Source organism: Haloarcula vallismortis ATCC 29715, from assembly GCF_000337775.1.
Taxonomy (GTDB): Archaea; Halobacteriota; Halobacteria; order Halobacteriales; family Haloarculaceae; genus Haloarcula; species Haloarcula vallismortis.
This window is the reverse complement of sequence record NZ_AOLQ01000065.1, coordinates 57478-75424: the sequence shown is the minus strand read 5'-3', so window position 1 is coordinate 75424 and position 17947 is coordinate 57478. Positions and strand designations below refer to the sequence as shown.

Genomic DNA, 17947 nt, shown 5'->3' with positions numbered 1-17947 from the left:
CGTCGCCGTAGGCGACGCGAGCCGCGCGGGCTGTCGGTCCGGTGAGCGAACGAAAGCTGAGGACAGTCTCCCCCACAGGGTAGCTACAGGCTAATCAAGAGGGCCGTGTTGATCACGACGGCCACTACCCAGGGGAGCGCCAGTCCGAGCGGGACGACGACGCCACGCTGATCGCTCAGCAGTTGGCGGGTCACCCCCGCCAATCCGAGAACACCAACTTTCGTCGCTCCGAGGACAGCGATCCCGAACGTCTCTATCGCGGCCCGCATCACAGGGTTTCCCTCGTGTAGGCCGTGCTGAAGGCCAACGTGTGTCAGCCACACGTCGACGATAAGAGTCACGGCGACTACCAGCCATAGTTCTCGCTCGACGGCCGCGAGTTCGTCGAGCAGGGCGCTACACCACCCGTCGATGGTCCCTACCGGGACCGGTCGGTCCGTTGTGAACACGTCACCCTCCGCAACCACGCCCCCACGTGGTCTGTTATTCCATTGTCACCCCGTGTATTAAATACACACTGTTTACTACTGAAATCGAATATGTAGGGACTGTATACTCCAGAGAAACGTGATGCCAACGGGCACACTTTCAACAACGCGTTCGGTGCCCTGGTGGGTCTCGTCGATAGTCACCGCCCGACATTATCACCTCTCATAATGGTGGCGTACCATTGATATCGGGTGCCGGGCTACTCATGTACTATGAATGCCGCCGGTCACCCGCGAGAGACGCCGCTGTCGGCCGGGTGTCGTCGCTGGTGGCTTCCGCTTCTCGTGGTACTCCTATTGCTCCCGTTGCTCGTTGCCCTTACTTCTGGCACGGCCGCGGCCGAAGACACCGAGTCACCGGAGTGGGGCAATGCGACGCGGGGCAACGCTACGACTATCGAGGTGTCTCTGTACGACGACGGCGGGTCGCTAGACACGAGCACGATTCAGGCGGCGGATTTCGACCTAACTACTGGCCGAGTAGAGAACGTCTCGGTCGCATCGATCAACGCCTCCGGAGCAAACAGGACGGGGGTGCGCGTGTCACTGCTGTTAGAAACGAAAGTCGACACGGACAACGTCACCGTTAGCCTCCGTGACACCGGCATCATCACTGATGAAGCGGGGAACGAGCTTCCTCGCAAGTCAGTCACCGCTACCGGGATGGACTCCGTCGTACCGAAGTATCAGTCGTTCGATGTGAGCCGCGTCAATAGCTCCACCGCCCGCATTTCTGTCGGGATGCACGAACCGATACAGCAGCTCCGAGTCTCCGTCGGTGGCCCGTCGATAGACACACTCAACGTTTCGGGATTCACCGAACGCACCGGTAACACAGTCACGTATACACGAACGTACATGTTTCCGGAAGAAGGCGAATACTCGTTGCTTTTGATGTCAGTGACCGACGAGAACGGAAACGAGAACTCTTTCGGACGACAGCAAACGTTCCTCTACGACGACTCTGCGCCGAACGTCACCGTCACTGGGCCGGAGAACGCAACCGTCGGCGAGTCGGTGACCTTCTCCACAGCGGAGACGACAGACGATCAGGGCGTCGACTCGGTCCGGTGGCAAGTTGGGAGCGATACCATTCTGACCGGCGAGAACATCACCGTGGCGTTCGCCTCGCCCGGCAGTCACGAAGTCACAGTGACAGCTGCTGATCCGCTGGGCAACACGGAAACCGTAACCAGAGTCGTGTCTGTGACAGGGAATGGAACCGCCGGGAACGTGACCGTGCGGCAGCCGAACGCGACCACAGCGAACGTCTCAGTGAACGGATCCGGGCAGGCACAGCGGATTCAATCCCCGGCGGGGGCACTCGTCACCGGGCAGAACGGAACGCTGGAGCGACTTGCTGTGTCGTTCCCGCGTAACGAATCCGCCGCACTCGTTATCCACGCTCGTCAGCCTACGTCGGCGTTTGCAACCGCCACCGGCCACACCAGCATCAGCCGGTTCGACGTCGACCACGGCTCCGTTCCGGCCGAGGACGCGACGTTCACGTTTACTGTCGACCGTGATGCACTGGCGACGGTCGGTGCGGAACCCGATGCCGTGACACTGTTCCGGAGCGGCGACAGGTGGATGCCGCTGTCGACTGAAATCGCCAGCCGGAGCGAGTCACACATCGTCTACCGGGCCACATCGCCGGGCCTCTCGACGTTTGTCGTTGGTGTCGAGCAGACGCCAGCGACAGACGTGAATGCGGAGGCAGCGACGAATGACTCGGAAACGTCGGCGGCCGAATCTGAGACGACCGAGACACCGACAGAAGAGCCCGGGCAACCGGACATCGTGGTTACGAACGCCACGGCTGTTCCATCGACGCTCAGCCCGGGCGACCAGACTGTGATTACCGTCGAGCTGGAAAACCGGGGGTCTGCGAGCGGCGACCACAACGTTATCATCTCGCTCAACACCTCGATACTGACAACGCGGACAGTCACTGTCCCTGCCGGTGAGACGCGAACGACAGAGTTTGCCCGCTCTGTTCCGGAAAACACCACTGGAAAACTGACTGTCGATGGGCAACGCGTCGGGAACGTGACGGGCGACAGCGGTGGCCTCCCGATTCCAGCGCTCCCGTCGGTCGGGGTTCCGAACCCGCTTTCGCTTTGGCCTGACGGCATCGTCGGAACCGTTCTCGGCGGGCTACTGGGCGTCGCTGTCGGGCTGTACAGCGTCCTGAAAGCACTGGCAATATACCTCGGCTACTGACTGACAGAAGTTGGGTCGTCAGTCCATATTCGCTTCGAGCCGGTCGATCAGATCGTCGTTCCCGAGATACAGCGGCGTCCGTTCGTGTAGCTCGTCGGGTTCGATTTCGAGCAATGACTGTTCGCCGTCGGAGGACCGACCGCCGGCCGACTCGAGGATGTAGGCCATCGGGTGTCCTTCGAACTGGACCCGGAGCTTTCCTTCGGGGCGGGACTCCAGTGCGGGGTACGAGAAGATGCCGCCGTAGGTGAGCACCTGATTGATGTCTGCGACCATCGCCCCGCCGTAGCGGAGTTTGAGTTCGTGGCGGACGTCCTCAGCGTAGGATTCAAATTCGTCGGTCCAGGAGTCGACGCCGCCGCCGAACCCGAACACCGTGGGGTCTTCAGGGACCGACACCTCGTCGTCGACAATCCGCTTGTCACCGTCTTCGAGGATGTACTCGCGGACGGTGCCGTCCCGAGCGACGACCATCGAGGTGATGGGGCCGTAGATGACGAATCCGGCTGCGAGGAGATTGGTGCCGACGGTCGGCGGCTGCCCGGTGTAAACGCCGAAAATCGTCCCCATCCCGCTGTTGGGTTCGAGGTTGCTCGACCCGTCGAGGGGGTCCATCGCCACGTGGAGGCGACCATCTGTCGTTTTCACCTCTGCGCGTTCTTCGCTGGCGTAGGAGGCGACACCGTCGATATCCAGCACCCGCTGCTCGAAAAGTTCGTCGGCGCGCAGGTCAGCCGCAAGCTGGTCGTCACCGGTGGGGTTGACAGAGTTGCTCTGGCCACGGTAGTCGGCAACAGCGCGGCGGACATCCGGCGTCGTCGCGGCGATGGTGTCGATGACTTCCGTGACTGTCTGCTCGGCTTCGGTGGTCGAGATGTCGAGTGACTTACTCATTTGTCAGATGTAGGGGCAGAGACTGGCCGTACGGAGACCAGTCGGATTTTCTCCAAGCCTGCTGCCCGCAGGGCTCTCTCATCACAAGTTCCTTCTCCGGCACATCATAAGTATCTTTTTGCTGACATTTACTACATTTCGAGTGAATATTCTGCCGCGGGGCAGTGCTTGCCGCTAAGCCTGTGACAGAGTGTCTCGGTAGATTTCTGATTCTGTGACGATTCGATACCGTCGGCAGACTTACACGACCACCGGTCGAAGGCGCAAGTATGCATCTTGAAACAGTCGACACCGTCGGCGTCGTCGGCGCGGGAACGATGGGCAACGGCATCGCACAGGTCGCAGCGACAGCCGGCTACGATGTCGTCATGCGCGATGTGACAGACGAGCTAGTTGCCGCCGGATTCGAGGACATACAGGCGAGCTTCGAGACACTCGTTGCGCGCGACACAGTGACAGAACAGGAAGCAGAAGCGGCCACAGCCCGCATCACCGGGACCACCGAGATGGACGACCTCGCAGCTGCTGACCTCGTCGTCGAGGCCGTAACGGAAGACATGGATATCAAGCAGTCTGTGTTTGAGGAACTCGACGCTGTCTGTGGGCCGGACACGGTGCTAGCCAGCAACACGAGTACGCTCTCGATTACAACGATCGCCAGTGTCACCGAACGGCCCGAGCAGGTCCTCGGGCTCCACTTTATGAACCCCGTGCCAGTGATGAAAGGTGTCGAGCTTGTCGTCGGTGAGAAAACCAGCGACGAGACAGTGACGCTGGGCCGGGAGTTCGCCCACGACATCGGCAAGGAGACCTGGGAGGCCGACGACAAGCCCGGGTTCGTTGTCAACCGCGTGTTGATGCCCTGGATCAACGAGGGCATTCGAGCGTTCGACGAGGGTGTCGCCGACAAGGCCGACATCGACCGCGGGCTGACCCTCGGGACGAACGTCCCGATGGGACCGCTCGAACTGGCCGACCACATCGGCCTCGACGTGGTCCTTGACGCCTCTGAGACGCTGTATGAGGAGTTGGGTGACCGCTACAAGCCGGCATACCTCCTCAAACGGAAAGTCTCGGCCGGCGACCTCGGCAAAAAGTCCGGCAAGGGCTTCTACGACTACGACTGACAGGTCCCCGGTGGCAAATGCCGACCGTAGCGGACTGAGTACGATACCCGGCAACGGGCCGCGCGTTGGCCAACAGTAAAGACCCAACCAGCGTTACAATCTTTCATGGACTTTAGCCCCACACAGGAACAACGCCAGATACAGGACATGGTCGCGGACTTCGTCGACGAGGAAGTCAAGCCACGGGCGGCGGAGATCGACGAAACCGATGAGTTCCCGTGGGATCTCGTCGACGAGATGGCCGACCTCGGCCTGATGGGGATGCCGATTCCGGAGACGTACGGCGGGGCTGAACTGGACTACCACAGCTACGCCATGGCCCTCGAAGAGATTTCGCGTGGGAGCGGCGGGCTCGGCACAATCGTCGCCGCACACATCTCGCTGGCCTGCAACATGATCTACGAGTTCGGGAACGAGGCTCAGAAAGAGACCTATCTCACGCCGCTGGCAGCGGGCGAGGAAATCGGCGCGTTCGCCCTCTCTGAAGCGGGTGCGGGCAGTGACGTGCCGTCGATGGACACTACTGCCGAACCGGTCGACGGCGGTGACGCCTATCTGGTCAACGGCGGCAAGCTCTGGATTTCAAACGGGTCTGTCGCCGACACCGTTGTCCTGTTCGCCAAGACCGACCCCGAGGCCGGCAACAAGGGCATCTCGTCGTTTATCGTCCGCCCCGAGGAAGACGACGGCTTCATCGTCGAAGGGACCGAGCACAAACTCGGCGACAAGGGCTGTCCGACCGCCGAACTGCGGTTCGACGACATGCGAATCCCCGCCGACCGTATGCTCGGCGAGGAAGGCCGCGGGTTCGTCCACGCGCTCAAAACGCTCAACGGCGGGCGCATCACCATCGCGGCCCGCGGCGTCGGCATCGCTCAGGCCGCACTGGACGAGGCGCTGCAATACGCGCAGGACCGCGAGCAGTTCGACCAGCCAATCAGCGACTTCCAGGCCATCCAGCACAAACTCGCCGACATGGACACAAAGACCCAGGCTGCCCGCCTGCTGATGCACCAGGCCGCGGATAAGAAGATGGCCGGTGAGTCCTTCGTCAAGGAGGCCGCACAGGCCAAACTGTACGCCTCAGAGGTGTCTCGCGAAGTGGCGAACGAGGGCATTCAGGTTCATGGCGGCTACGGCTACACGAAGGACTTCCCGGCCGAGCGGTTCTACCGCGACGCCAAACTCAACGAGATCTACGAGGGGACCAGCGAAGTGCTGCGCAACACTATCGCGAGCGAACTGCTCGACTAAGGGAGCGAAAGCAGCCCTTCGACGACGACCGCGCGCGTGAAGTAGAACGGTTTGCCGTCCGCCCGGTAGCGGTTCGCGCTGATGGTCCCCAGCGCCAGAAGTACCGCCACGCCGACGGTCCCGGCGAGCATTCCGACGAGTGTCGATGGCTGCTTGGCCGCCTGTGCGAAGACGAACGTCGCGACGCTGGCGAGGGCTGCGAACGGGAGGGCGTCAAGGCCTGCCAAGAGGAGTGACCGAGACAGGGACATATTTTATTCTGTATAGGCATCCAGTAAAAAGATGGGGTCACCGCTTGGCAGTGGCGTCGCCACTCTCGGTTTAGTCCTCCTCGCCGAGCGCCTCGCGCATCCACTCGAACTGGTCCCGAAGCCGTTGCTCGCCGGCGTCTGTCAGCGAGTACTTGTCAGCGATACCGTCTTCGCGGTGGGAGACAAACCCGGCCGATTCCAGCGCGTCGAGCGCGCCGTAGAAGCTCTTCGGTTCGATTCGCGTGTCATAGCGGCGTTCGAGCCGCGTCTTCAGCCGCTGGCCGGAGAGTTCACCGTCCTCGGCGGCGGCCAGCAGGACACACATATCGCGCCGGCGGCCGCTCTGGAGCCACTTGGCCATAGGTGTCCGGTCACAGCCGCCCGGTTTCGCGTTTGCGGTTCCGAGCGGACCGCCAAGTTCGCATACCCCCGGTCCCTAGAACCGCCGATGACCGATTCCGAACTCCCCGTCGAGGCGTCGGCCGACGGGATCACGGCCACATATCGAGAGACGGACGAGGAACGGCTACTGATCTTTGAGAGCGATGGCGGGAGCGCCGCGGTCGCACAGAACATCGAGGGGTACGCGATGCTGAAGGTTCGGCCGACCGCCGACGGCGACGAACTGGAGCGGTACTACGGCTTCGACATGGCACTCGACCACGCGGCGGAACTGCTCGGTGTGTCTCCAAACGCGCTTCCGGTCCCAGAGCCGGCTGCCGACATGGGGATGTAGCCACCGGGCGACGGCGGCTGTCCGTGTGATTTGTGACCTGACAGCGTGACGGAATGCATTGCGTCGACTATCCGATTCGGCTACTGGTATGTAGGTGATGACGAATCGACTCGTGAGAGACTGTCATCGGAGCCATCCAGTACGTGTCCCGTAAAAATAGCAGTATTTGTGATATGTCCACCAGCGTAGCGGTATGTGTCGAACAGACACCACGAAACCGTTCCGGTAACCGTCATATAAGTATTATAAACTTCCTTTAATAATCACTGCCAGCCCTCACTCGCATGGTCGATTTCACTCGACGGCAGGTGCTTTCACAGTCGGTGGCTGCTGCGCTTGGGGCCAGCGTCATCGGCGTGGCAAGCGGGGAAGAGGTCAACGAATCGGACACACCGGGCGCGCCCAGCGTCGCCGGGAGTCTCAAACGCTTCTCGACGACGGCGTTCGGCGCGGAGGTGACCGGGCCGTTCGTCTTCGAGGACGGGTCGCTGCTGTATAGCCTCCAGCACCCGGAAGGGGAGAATCCCGAACCGTTCGGACGGGCCGCGGTGGGCTATTTCAGCGGTTTCCAGTTCGAGTTCGACGGGAGCAACGACGATTTCCCGGAGGTGGGGGTTCCGGACACCGAGGAAAAACAGCGTCAGGTCCGGTCCGCGGCCGGTGACTACGAGGTCCTTATTCAGGGCCGCGAAGAGATTCAGGGCGGCGAGGAGCGCCTTGGTGTCCCGCAGACACCCGACGGCGTCGACCTTACTGCGCTCAATGGAAGCAGTGGTGGCTATGGGCAAAATCCGGACTGCAACCAGTTCGTCGCAACAGACGACGAGGGAACCGAAGGATATCTGTTCACAAACTGGGAGAACTACCCTGGTTGCATCTCGCGGGTCCCGATAAGCCAGGATGAAAGCGGTGAGTGGAGTGCTGATGTCGGTTCGGACATGACGCTCAACGTCGTCAACACTGAGCCGTTCCGCGATATCGGCGGGACGTGGGTCAACTGTTACGGTGACCTCAGCCCGTGGGAGACGATGATTTCCGCCGAGGAGAACTACAGCCACCCGCGCGTCTCATACACGTACACAGTGGGCGACATCGTGGAGTCCGGCACCGGTGTCGGAAAAATCGGTGGCTGTCAGTTCTGGAACCGTCCGAACCCGTCGGAAATCGGGGCGGCACTCGGTGACTACGTTGAGGCCGGTGACATTGAGGAAGAGTTCACTATCCAGGGCTACTGGTCTCAGGCCGGCGTCGAGAAGGCGGCGTACTACCTCGGTGCGGACACGGTCGACCAGACTGAGGACGGGAACGATATGACGCTAATCGATGACGTCTACCCGAACCCGTACCGCTACGGGTACTTCGTCGACATCCGGGAACCGGCTGCCGAGACGCCGAGTCCGGTGAAGTACTACGTCATGGGTCGGGCCGCCTGGGAAGCACCCGATATCCAGGGCGACCAGCGGACTGTCTACGGCTGTTCTGACGGCGATAGCAAGGGCATCTACAAGTTCGTCGCCGACGAGCCAATTCCGGAGTACGACAACACCGACGACATCGCAGGCACGCTGTACGCGCCAAAGATTACCAACGACGCGGCCAACGTCGCCGAAGCCGGTCAGCGTAACTCTCCCGCACAGACTCCGCTGGAAATCGAATGGATAGAGCTCGGTCACGCCACGAACGGCGAGGCTGCCGAGTGGATCGCGGAGTACGACGACGTCACGCAGGCCGACTACATCACGGAGCACACCGAATACAGTGTAGACGAAATCGGGACGGATGTCTCGGTGTCCGACGCGGTCAGAGAAGCCGACCTCACAGTCCTCCAGAGCGCAAGCGGCAATCAGAGTTACATCACGAACGAGGAAATCGTCGAGTGGGCCGAGCAGTACGAAGCTAACGGCCCCAACGGCGTCGACGAGGAACTCCGTCGCGTCCCATTCCTTGAGACCCGTGCAGCCGCCAAAGAGATTGGCGCGTCTATCGAGTTCAACAAGGCCGAAGGCGTCGACAGTGTCGATAACTCCCAGCCCGGTGATTTCATTTACTTCGGCATCTCTGAGTTCAACGATGCGCTCGCGGACGACGAGGGCGACATCCAGATGGACCGCGTCGACGGCGGCGTCGTCTACCGCGGGGTGCTGGAATCGGACTACAACGTCTCGACGCTCGAACCGGTCATCACTGGCCCCGACTTCACCGACTCGCCGGAGGACGCCGACGATGCGCTTCGAAACGTCGACAACGTCTACACGATGCGTGACGGTCGCGTCCTCTGCTGTGAGGACGGCTTCGGCGGTCCCGCGCGCTCGTACCCGAACGACGGGCTCTACGTCTACCAGCCCGACGTCGTCGTCAGCGCTAACTCCGCCGCGGTCGGCAGTGGATCGACGGGACGTGTCCAACTGACTGCCTCGTCGCTTCCCGCTGGCTTTTCAGGCGCTCGGCTCACCGTCAGCGTCTCGAATCCCGAAATCGCGTCTATCACCGGCGTCTCATTCCCGGACGCGCTCGGACTCACTGAGAGTTCTATCAGCGACGACGGCTCGTCGGCGACAATCCGTGTTGCCGATGTCGACACCAACGTGCAGTCCGGCGCGATGGACATCTCACTCGCAACGCTCGATGTCCGAGCCAACGGCGGTGGTACAACCGACCTGCGCGTCTCCATCGAACAAATGGACGACGAGGCCGGAAACACCATCGAGGCAGAAACTCGAAACGGCATCGTCGTTGGCGGCCCGCAGACGGTCGTCGGCGACGCCGCGCCGACTGACCCTGATGGCGACGGCCACTTCGAGGATCTCAACGGCAACGGCCGCCTCGACTACGAGGACGTGCAGGTACTGTTCTCGAACATGGACTCCGACAGCGTCCAGCTGAACACCGGCGCGTACGACTTCAACGAGAACGGCAAGATCGACTTCGCGGACGTGACGGCACTCTACGAAGAGGTCAACTGACGACCGCGACCGAGACTCCTCCCATCTTTCGATACAGCAACACAATGACCGACGACACCACTTGTTCCATACGCGGTTGCGTCCGTGCCACAGGCATCCCGCTCGCGCTCGTCGCGCTCGTCTTCCTTGCAGGGACGGTCCCCGCGCTCTCTGCAGGGCAGAGCACGCCGACAATCAGCATCGAGACCGACCCCGTCGCCGCCGGTGAAACGGCGGCTGTCTCGGTCGTCCTCACCGGCGCGCCGGACGGACTGGCCGGCTACCAGATCGAACTCGCAGTTGGCGACCCCGCCGTCGCCCGATTCGAGAACGCGAGCTACCCCGACCGCCTCGGCCTCACGACCGACCCCGTCATTAGTTCAGACGGCGGGACGATCACGCTTGAGGCGGCTGATCTCGACGGGCAGATCCAACCCGGTGCCAGCGACGTGGGGCTCGCGACGGTCCAGCTCGCTGGCGTCAGCGGCGGCGAGACGCAGGTGACCGTCACGTCGAGTCAAATCGATGCCGACGGCGGCGGCGCAGTCGAGCCAGCGACTGAGCCGACAGCGCTTACAGTCTCGCCAGACGCGTCGACGGAGACAGCGGCCGCTGTGGCTGAAGCGTCTACATCCGCCAGCGAGGCCGCAGCCGAGTCAGCGGGCACCGCAAGCGCCGCGGGTGCCACAGAGGGCGATGCCGCGGGCGACGGCGGCGAGCAGCCGACGACCGGCGCGAACGGGTCACTTCCGATAATGTTGACCGTCGCCGCACTCGCCGTGATGGCGGCCCTCGCAGCTAAAATCAGCCGACAACCGTAACACCAGACCAACCGATCTATGCCACAATCAGACACCGCTGCCGCACCGACGGACAGCACCACCTACCGCGAGTACATCCTCGATATACGTATCGTCGAACGAACGACAGGCGAGGGTGACACACGGTATCGATTCGAGGCCCCGGACCACGAGGGCATCGAGTTCGATGCCCCCGAGATGGCGACGCTGTACGCCGACGTGTACTTCGACGTGAACGGCTTTCAGGAGGCCGGGACTGGCGAGCGCGGCGTGCCACCGACAGTCATACAGGCTGGCCGTGATACGCTGGTCGCTTACTTCCTCACCCAGCACGATGTCGATGTCCACTGGGCCGCATCGTTCTACGGTGAAAAACCGGAGAAAATCGAACGGTACGTCTCACGCGTTCGCAAGCGAGCGACCAAGATCCGCGACGGGGCAAAAGAGCAGGGCCACGCCTGATATCGGCCGCCGCCGGCTCACTTCCGACCGAACAGTCGCTCCCTGAGCGAGCGTGACGACGGCCGTTCGGTCAGCAGGACTGGTGTATCGAGCGTTTCGATCAGGTCGAACACCAGTGAGCCGCGGACGATACGCGAAAGTAAGCCGCGCTCTGTCGCACCGACGATGACCAAGCTGTAGTCGCGACCAACTCGCTCTATCGTGGTCTCGACATCGCCGGTTTCGATGTGAATGTCGGCATCCGACAGGTCGTGTTCTGTCGCCCACTCGCGGATGAATTCGCGACCGCTTGCATCCTCACCGGGGTCGACAACGTGAAGCAGTGAAACGGCCGCGTCGACAGTTTCCTGCAGGGCACTGGCGACCTCCGCCGAGAGGTCCGACGAGAGACCGCCGGCGGTCGGAACCAGAACGTCACTGATGTCCAGATCCTGCCCGTCCAGCACGAGGAAGTCACACGGCAAGTCGTGTGCCAGTTCGTCGAGCGTTCCTTCGGCGCGACCGCCAGCGAATCGGGTGCCGCCGTAGCCCATCACGACGGTGTCGGCGTCGTTCGTCTGGGCCGCGTCGAACACTTCCTCGATGCCGCGGTGTGAGAGAATCGTCTTCGTCTCGATTGGCACGTCGAACGCCGCCGCGTCGGCCTTCGCATCGTCCAGCAAGCTTTCGGAGGAGGCGTCGATCTGTGCCCGGTTCGCGGCGGCAGTCTCCAGTGCCGTCTGGTCGGGAACCGTCACAATGTGCGTCGCGAGCACCCGGCCGCCCTTATGTTTCGCCAGCGCGCCAGCGAGGGTGATGAGCGCGCTCTCGGTACGTGGGTTCGCCAGGGCGACCATGATGGTCGGTCCCCCGGTGCCGTTTGGTGCGACCGCGTCGGCCGCGTTCACCACCTGGTCCGGGAGCTGTTCCTCACGGTTGCTGATGTAGTCGGAGAGCACACCGTGCTGGGTGGTCTTGCCGCGTGCGTAGACGAAATACCAGACGATTGCGACGAGCACGAATCCGGCCGACAGCGCGATCTCGATACGGTCCATGAACGCGACGAGTCCGAGCGACAGCACTGCGCCGAGTATCGGCGTGATGGGGTAGAGCGGCACGGTAAAGTCCGGGTCGTACTCCGGCGTGTCGGCCTCGCGAAAGACGATGAGCCCCACGTTCAGCAGGGCGTAGACGATGAGATGGAGGACGCTGGCCGCCTTCGCCAGTACCTCGATATCACGGCCGAGGAACGCGATGAACACGATGATGAGGCCGCCAGTGACCAGAATCGAGCGATACGGCGTGGCGTAGTTCGGGTGGATTTCGTTGAGCCAGTTCGTGACGATCTTGTCTCGGCCCATCGCGAAGTTGATCCGGGCCGAGGCCAGAATCGACGCGTTCGCGGAGGAGGCCGTCGCCAGCAGCGCACCAACAGTCATTATCGCCGCAGCACCGGCGGCCACGCCGCTTATCGGGCCGATAGATGCCGGGAACGCGACCTGCGCGGCCTGTGCAACCGGCGCGTCCTGGCTGAGGTCGGGCCACGGGACGACGCCGAGCATTGTCGTCACGAGGATAGCGTAAATGACGGTTACGATACCGACACTGCCGATAATCGCAATTGGGAGGTTTCGACCCGGGTTCTTCAGCTCCTCGGCGACAGTGGCAATCTTCGCGTAGCCCAGGAACGAGACGAACACGAGTGCCGTTACCGGGAGAATCGCGCCGGTCCCGAACGGGGCAAGGCCGTCCTCTCCGGCGAGCGTGGCGTAATCAAACGAAAAGAAGCCCGCAGCGGCAAAGACGGTGAGAAGCGAGAGCAGGATGAAGACGATGACTGTCTGGACGCCGCCGGTCTCTTTGGCACCGATGTAGTTGACACCGACGAATATCGCCCCGGCGATGAGCGCCCCTATCTGAATGGAATTGAGGAAGGCCACGTCGGGCAACGGGACGAAGACAGCGAGATACTGGCCAAAGCCGATACAGTAGAATGCCGAGGCGAAGGCCAGCCCCATCCAGTCGCCCATCCCGGCTATCGAACCGAACATCGGCCCGAGCGATTTGTTGATGTAGTAGTACCCGCCGCCGGCTTTCGGCATCGCCGTGCCGAGCTCCGAAACCGAGAGCGCGTTCACCATCGCAATCAGCCCGCCGACGACGAACGAGACGACAACGATGGGACCGGCCGCGTTCGCGGCAACCCCCGGAAGGACGAAGATACCAGCCCCAATCATCCCCGATGCCGATAGTCATCGCCGATACCAGCCCGATGTCCTTCGCCAGTTCGTCGTCGCTCATCCGTCCGAATCCTGCTTTGGCAGTGCGATTACCGGAATCGCTGCGTTCGTTATGAGCTTCAGTGAGAGGTCCCCGGAGAGGAACTGCATTATACGGCCACCACCGCGGGACCGGTACGCGATAGCGCTCGCCCCGACCTCGTCTGCGGCCTCGAAGATGGCCTCAACAACGTTGCGAGCGTACGCGGTGTGGCCGTCGGCGTCAGGGAACACCGTCCTGACAGCCGCGTACGATTCCTCGGCCAGTTCTTCTGATTGTTCGACTGGCGTTTTATCGGGAACACCTTCGCCCTTCTCAACGACGTGCAGCGCCGTCACCCGTTCCGGGCCATACGGTTCGAGCCCAGTCGCAGTGCGAAGTGCATCGCTTTCGTTGGCAACCGGTAGCAAGACATGTTCGAGAATGTCCGTGGGTGCCTCGTTGTGGCTACTGCTCATACCTCGACGGAGTAGGTAGGTCGGTAAGAATGTATCTACTTTCATCGCTTATCCGAACCTAGTTTAAATATAAAATTCTGCCTCCGGAAAAATTGGCCACTGCTGACGAAACCGCCACAGCGGTCCCCGTCAGGACGTCAGGAGGAAGCAATAGTGTCACACTGTGCCAATCAAAGTCCCACACTGGCGTCGGGCTTCCAGTCGGCTGTACATCTGTACCGAATGTTGCGATATCAGTGTAGAAATCCCCGGAGATAGGACCAGTCAACAGTATCACAGTATATTCGGCAGACCGCGCTGTTGGAACGTGGGCCTTTTTCATATCGGGAGTATGAGCGTCTGTTAATGGTCGGTGATCAGTGATGTCGGTTCGCGTCGACTGGCGACAGAGTATCGCCTTGACCGGCACTGTGATCAAGTATCTCGCCGTCGCAATGCTGGTCCCACTCGGAATCGCTTTGCTGTACGGCGAAGATACCGTTGTCTTCCTGATTTCTATCGCGGTCGCAATCACGGTGGGCGTGGCGCTGGAGCAAGTCAGCGACAGTCACGAACTCGGGCCACGCGAAGCACTGCTGTTTGTCGGCCTCTCGTGGGGTGCTGTCGCGGTTATCGGCGCGATCCCCTACGTCATCGCCGGGCATGGGACTGAATCAGCGCTCGGTGAGCCTGTGAACGCGCTATTCGAGTCGATGTCCGGATTTACGACCACTGGCGCGACTGTCACCAACGAGATCTCCTTCGACCGCCACTCCCACGCGCTGTTGATGTGGCGACAGCTCTCCCAGTGGCTCGGCGGGATGGGGATTATCGTCCTGATGGTCGCCATTCTTCCGGAGGCAGCCGTCAACGGGACGCAGTTAATTGAATCAGAGGCCCCCGGCCCCGAACTCCAGAAGCTGACCCCGAAGATAGCCGAGACCGCGCGCCTCCTCTGGCTGTTCTATCTGGGTTTTACCGTTCTGTATATCCTCATCCTCTTGGGCCTCGGGCAGACCTCGCTGGCCCCGAACATGGACGCCTACAACGCCGTTGCCCACGGCTTCACGACGCTGCCGACCGGTGGGTTCTCGCCGCAGGCCGAGAGCATCGCCTACTTCTCACCGGTCGTCCAGTGGGCCGTCATTCCGTTCATGCTCATCGCCGGCATGAACTTCGCGCTGTTTTATCTCCTGCTGCAAGACGAGTACGCGGCCTTCCTGCAGGACCGCGAACTTCAGGCGTACCTCGGCGCGAACGCCGGCATGGCCGTCATCCTCTGGGGGCTGCTCTTTACCGGTTCAGCGCCGCCGCTGGAACTCGGTGGCGTGACTCAGGGGGCGCTGGAGAACTCACTCCGACAGGCGACCTTCCAGGTCGCGTCGCTGCTGAACTCGACCGGGTACGCGACGAGTAACTTCGCAGAGTGGGGCAACACTGCGAAAGGAGTCCTGCTGTTCACGATGTTCATCGGCGGCTCAGCCGGGTCGACCGGTGGCGGTATCAAAATCGTCCGATGGCTCGTCGTGTTCAAAAGTATCCGACGGCAACTGTTCACGACAGCCCATCCCAGCGCCGTCAAACCAGTTCGGCTCGGCGGGAAGGTCATCGACGAGGACGTTATTAATGCGATATACGGGTTCACACTGCTATACCTGCTCACGTTCGGTGTCGCGACGGTGTTTCTCCTCCTCGATGCAGGCCGTACCGGGCTCGAACTGACTGTCTTCGAAGCGATTAGCGCGAGTCTGGCGACCATCGGGAATATCGGTCCCGGGTTCGGGTTCCTGGGGCCGTTCGGGACCTACGAGTTATTCCCGGACACCAGCAAACTGCTGATGATATTCCTCATGTGGATCGGCCGACTGGAGATCATCCCGGTGTTCGTGTTGTTCACCGGTGCGTTCTGGAACGAGTAACAGCGGCGTTCGTTTCGCTCGGAACGTCTCCCACCGTGTCTGGCGGACTAATTATATGCTGTCCTGACGAACGTCTCAGTATGCCAAGTCCTTCTGACGAGCCGACGCCGCCTGCGGGGGTCCCAGCGGAACTGGCTACGGAACTATCACAGTGCACGCCGGACGAACTCCGCAATGCCATCATCTACGCACAGGAACTGCTGCAGTTCCACCATGAGACGGCGTCGCCAGTAGAGCCCGGGCCCAACGAGGAGATTCTCCGGGCAACCAAACGTGACGGCTACACTGAGGTTGTGAAGCGAACGACCTGCACCGAGGGCTGTGACGACTGTCCGCACGGTCCGTATCTCTACCATGTCAAAGAGGAGTCCCGTCCAGAGGGCGGGAAGCGGGTACACTGGATGTTCCTCGGAGATGTGTATTCCGATGACGAGTGAGTGGAAACAGGGCGAACACGCAACTACGGGTCCAGACCGTACAGCCCGGCGCGGATGAACACGAGTATCGGGATTATCTCTAGCCGGCCGACCCACATGTTGAGGACGAACATCCCCTCTGCAAGCGGGGACATCGACGGGCCGGTGATACCTGAAGAGAGGCCGACGTTCCCCTGTGCGCTGGCGACCTCGAACAGGGCGTCGGCGTAGCCAAACGCCGGGCCCGCGACGTTGGTGAGCACGATACTACTGGTGACGAGAATGATGAGCCACAGCAGCGTAACGATGGCCGCTTCGCTGAACTCCCGCTCCATCGACTCGCGGTCAAGCGTCCGGTCGCCGATGCGGGCCGTAATCACCGCGTTTGTCGGGAGGAACACTCGGGAGAACTGCCAGACGATACCGCAAACGATGGTGTACCCTCGGATGATTTTGATGCCGCCAACAGTGGACCCCGCGGCGCCGCCAAGCACCATCGCGCCGGCCACGAGCACCTTACCGCCGGCCAGCCAGCGACCGATTGGTGCCGACTGGAAGCCGGTACAGCTGAGGGCGCTGACCCACTGGAACGTCGAGTCCCGGACCGCATCGAGCTGTGCGGCGTCGAGCATCGGCACCGAAAACGGCAGGACCGACTGAGTGGCAAACGCCTCAGTCGTCGCGGGCACGGACCACACGTTCTGTGCGGAGAGACCGACGACACCGAGTGCAAGCAGGATGAACAGCCAGCGGGTCTGCAGGTCCGACACCAGTTCGCGCACCTGCCGGTCGTGCAGGACGACGTAGTGGACCGGGAACGCAACCGCGCCCAGAATCATAATCGGCAGCAGGACGGTCTCGACGAGTGGTGAGTTGTACGTCGCAATCGAGTTGTCCGTGACAGAGAACCCGCCGGTCGTGAGGCCGGTCATGGCGTGGTTGAGCGCCTGCCATGCGGCCTCCCATACTGGGAGGGACTCGGCGTACGCGCTGTCGCTTGCGAGGATGGCCCCGAACAGAAGGGCGAACGAGAGCACTGTGTAACCGACGACGAGTTTCCAGACCGTTCGGACGGTGGAGACGACGCTCGGATGGATTTTCTCATCGCGGGCCTCGCTCTGGTAGAGCGCGTAACTGCCGCTCCCGGGCCGTGACAGAATGGAGACGGTCAGGACGATGACGCCGACGCCGCCGACGTACTGGATGAACGACCGCCACCACTGGACTGCGCGCGGCAGCGAGGGCTCGTGGATCGCCATCGTCAGGCCGCTCCCGGTCCACCCGCTCATGCTCTCGAAGAAGGCGTGCAACGGGTTCCGGAAGTACGCCAGACTGGAGAGCGTCGTCGTGCCGCCGACCCTGATTGGCTCCCACGTACTCGTGTCCGTCCCGACTGGAACGAACGTGTCCATGACGGCAGGCGGCGTGAACCAGGCGGTCAACAGGAACGGTATCGCCCCGAACGTGGCCACCATCAGCCACCCGCCGGCGGCGATGACCATCCCGTGTTTCATCTGTGGGGCCGGTGCGTCGGTGAACCCACGGTTTGCGAGGCCCCCGACGGCGGCGGTCATCCCGGCCGCAGTGAAGAATCCCAGAGCGGCGTAGAACTCCCGAAAGCCCAGTGCGATAACGGCCGTGATCGTCATCAACCCGGCCTCCATCAGCAAGAGGGAACCGATGTCGCGGGCGATGGTCCGGATATCCGCCGGGAACAGCCCGTCGTTCCGCCGTGACAT

At 61.9% G+C, this 17947-nt stretch carries 15 protein-coding genes and 1 pseudogene; 9 read left to right on the top strand and 7 right to left on the bottom strand.

What is annotated here, in order from left to right; genetic code table 11:
• Positions 1-83 precede the first annotated feature (83 nt).
• A complete protein-coding gene (locus C437_RS15295; RefSeq protein ID WP_004517895.1) occupies positions 84-467 on the bottom strand; it encodes a DUF5658 family protein in 384 nt (127 codons plus the stop codon).
• A gap of 234 nt (positions 468-701) precedes the next feature.
• Between C437_RS15295 and C437_RS15290 the strand changes: the two genes are divergently transcribed.
• On the top strand, positions 702-2711 hold the full coding sequence (locus C437_RS15290) for a PKD domain-containing protein (protein WP_004517894.1): 2010 nt from the start codon (positions 702-704) through the stop codon (positions 2709-2711).
• 18 nt (positions 2712-2729) lie between these two features.
• Here C437_RS15290 and C437_RS15285 read toward each other — a convergent pair whose 3' ends face one another.
• Positions 2730-3605: a class 1 fructose-bisphosphatase gene (locus C437_RS15285; RefSeq protein ID WP_004517893.1), complete on the bottom strand. Its 876-nt coding sequence runs from the start codon at positions 3603-3605 to the stop codon at positions 2730-2732.
• 269 nt (positions 3606-3874) lie between these two features.
• Here C437_RS15285 and C437_RS15280 point away from each other — a divergent pair, with 269 nt between their 5' ends.
• Entirely contained in the window at positions 3875-4732 is an 858-nt protein-coding gene (locus C437_RS15280) for a 3-hydroxyacyl-CoA dehydrogenase family protein (RefSeq protein WP_004517892.1), read from the top strand.
• A 105-nt stretch (positions 4733-4837) separates the two neighbouring features.
• A complete protein-coding gene (locus C437_RS15275) occupies positions 4838-5986 on the top strand; it encodes an acyl-CoA dehydrogenase (RefSeq protein ID WP_004517891.1) in 1149 nt (382 codons plus the stop codon).
• Here the strand turns inward: C437_RS15275 and C437_RS15270 are convergent.
• Both C437_RS15270 and C437_RS15265 read right to left on the bottom strand, forming a co-directional pair.
• The gene (locus tag C437_RS15270; protein WP_004517890.1) at positions 5983-6237 is read right to left on the bottom strand and encodes a hypothetical protein; all 255 of its coding nucleotides are present in this window, start codon (positions 6235-6237) and stop codon (positions 5983-5985) included. The genes C437_RS15275 and C437_RS15270 overlap by 4 nt on opposite strands.
• Before the next feature lie 70 nt (positions 6238-6307).
• On the bottom strand, positions 6308-6598 hold the full coding sequence (locus C437_RS15265; RefSeq protein WP_004517889.1) for a PadR family transcriptional regulator: 291 nt from the start codon (positions 6596-6598) through the stop codon (positions 6308-6310).
• An 87-nt stretch (positions 6599-6685) separates the two neighbouring features.
• Between C437_RS15265 and C437_RS15260 the strand changes: the two genes are divergently transcribed.
• From C437_RS15260 to C437_RS15245, 4 genes are all read left to right on the top strand, one after another.
• Positions 6686-6973: a DUF7111 family protein gene (locus tag C437_RS15260; protein ID WP_004517888.1), complete on the top strand. Its 288-nt coding sequence runs from the start codon at positions 6686-6688 to the stop codon at positions 6971-6973.
• A gap of 284 nt (positions 6974-7257) precedes the next feature.
• A complete protein-coding gene (locus C437_RS15255) occupies positions 7258-9936 on the top strand; it encodes an alkaline phosphatase PhoX (protein ID WP_004517887.1) in 2679 nt (892 codons plus the stop codon).
• Positions 9937-9980: 44 nt separating this feature from the next.
• A complete protein-coding gene (locus C437_RS15250; RefSeq protein ID WP_004517886.1) occupies positions 9981-10736 on the top strand; it encodes a hypothetical protein in 756 nt (251 codons plus the stop codon).
• Positions 10737-10754: 18 nt separating this feature from the next.
• Positions 10755-11177: a hypothetical protein gene (locus C437_RS15245; protein WP_004517885.1), complete on the top strand. Its 423-nt coding sequence runs from the start codon at positions 10755-10757 to the stop codon at positions 11175-11177.
• Positions 11178-11194: 17 nt separating this feature from the next.
• On the opposite strand, the pseudogene C437_RS15240 reads toward C437_RS15245, so the two are convergent.
• Positions 11195-13457: pseudogene (locus tag C437_RS15240) on the bottom strand (amino acid permease).
• Positions 13454-13894, bottom strand: coding sequence for a universal stress protein (locus tag C437_RS15235; RefSeq protein WP_004517883.1), 441 nt, complete (start codon positions 13892-13894; stop codon positions 13454-13456). The pseudogene C437_RS15240 and the gene C437_RS15235 overlap by 4 nt, the downstream one beginning before the upstream one ends.
• A gap of 362 nt (positions 13895-14256) precedes the next feature.
• Between C437_RS15235 and C437_RS15230 the strand changes: the two genes are divergently transcribed.
• Both C437_RS15230 and C437_RS15225 read left to right on the top strand, forming a co-directional pair.
• A complete protein-coding gene (locus C437_RS15230) occupies positions 14257-15792 on the top strand; it encodes a TrkH family potassium uptake protein (RefSeq protein ID WP_004517882.1) in 1536 nt (511 codons plus the stop codon).
• An 80-nt stretch (positions 15793-15872) separates the two neighbouring features.
• Positions 15873-16229: a hypothetical protein gene (locus C437_RS15225; protein WP_004517881.1), complete on the top strand. Its 357-nt coding sequence runs from the start codon at positions 15873-15875 to the stop codon at positions 16227-16229.
• Between the two features lie 23 nt (positions 16230-16252).
• Here C437_RS15225 and C437_RS15220 read toward each other — a convergent pair whose 3' ends face one another.
• The gene (locus C437_RS15220; RefSeq protein WP_004517880.1) at positions 16253-17947 is read right to left on the bottom strand and encodes a potassium transporter TrkG; all 1695 of its coding nucleotides are present in this window, start codon (positions 17945-17947) and stop codon (positions 16253-16255) included.

Bases quoted from the DNA above. Each gene is read 5' to 3' on its own strand.
- C437_RS15290 (WP_004517894.1), top strand. From the start codon at position 702: ATGAATGCCGCCGGTCACCCGCGAGAGACGCCGCTGTCGGCCGGGTGT.
- C437_RS15285 (WP_004517893.1), bottom strand. From the start codon at position 3,605: ATGAGTAAGTCACTCGACATCTCGACCACCGAAGCCGAGCAGACAGTC.
- C437_RS15280 (WP_004517892.1), top strand. From the start codon at position 3,875: ATGCATCTTGAAACAGTCGACACCGTCGGCGTCGTCGGCGCGGGAACG.
- C437_RS15275 (WP_004517891.1), top strand. From the start codon at position 4,838: ATGGACTTTAGCCCCACACAGGAACAACGCCAGATACAGGACATGGTC.
- C437_RS15270 (WP_004517890.1), bottom strand. From the start codon at position 6,237: ATGTCCCTGTCTCGGTCACTCCTCTTGGCAGGCCTTGACGCCCTCCCG.
- C437_RS15265 (WP_004517889.1), bottom strand. From the start codon at position 6,598: ATGGCCAAGTGGCTCCAGAGCGGCCGCCGGCGCGATATGTGTGTCCTG.
- C437_RS15260 (WP_004517888.1), top strand. From the start codon at position 6,686: ATGACCGATTCCGAACTCCCCGTCGAGGCGTCGGCCGACGGGATCACG.
- C437_RS15255 (WP_004517887.1), top strand. From the start codon at position 7,258: ATGGTCGATTTCACTCGACGGCAGGTGCTTTCACAGTCGGTGGCTGCT.
- C437_RS15250 (WP_004517886.1), top strand. From the start codon at position 9,981: ATGACCGACGACACCACTTGTTCCATACGCGGTTGCGTCCGTGCCACA.
- C437_RS15245 (WP_004517885.1), top strand. From the start codon at position 10,755: ATGCCACAATCAGACACCGCTGCCGCACCGACGGACAGCACCACCTAC.
- C437_RS15235 (WP_004517883.1), bottom strand. From the start codon at position 13,894: ATGAGCAGTAGCCACAACGAGGCACCCACGGACATTCTCGAACATGTC.
- C437_RS15230 (WP_004517882.1), top strand. From the start codon at position 14,257: ATGTCGGTTCGCGTCGACTGGCGACAGAGTATCGCCTTGACCGGCACT.
- C437_RS15225 (WP_004517881.1), top strand. From the start codon at position 15,873: ATGCCAAGTCCTTCTGACGAGCCGACGCCGCCTGCGGGGGTCCCAGCG.
- C437_RS15220 (WP_004517880.1), bottom strand. From the start codon at position 17,947: ATGTCACGGCGGAACGACGGGCTGTTCCCGGCGGATATCCGGACCATC.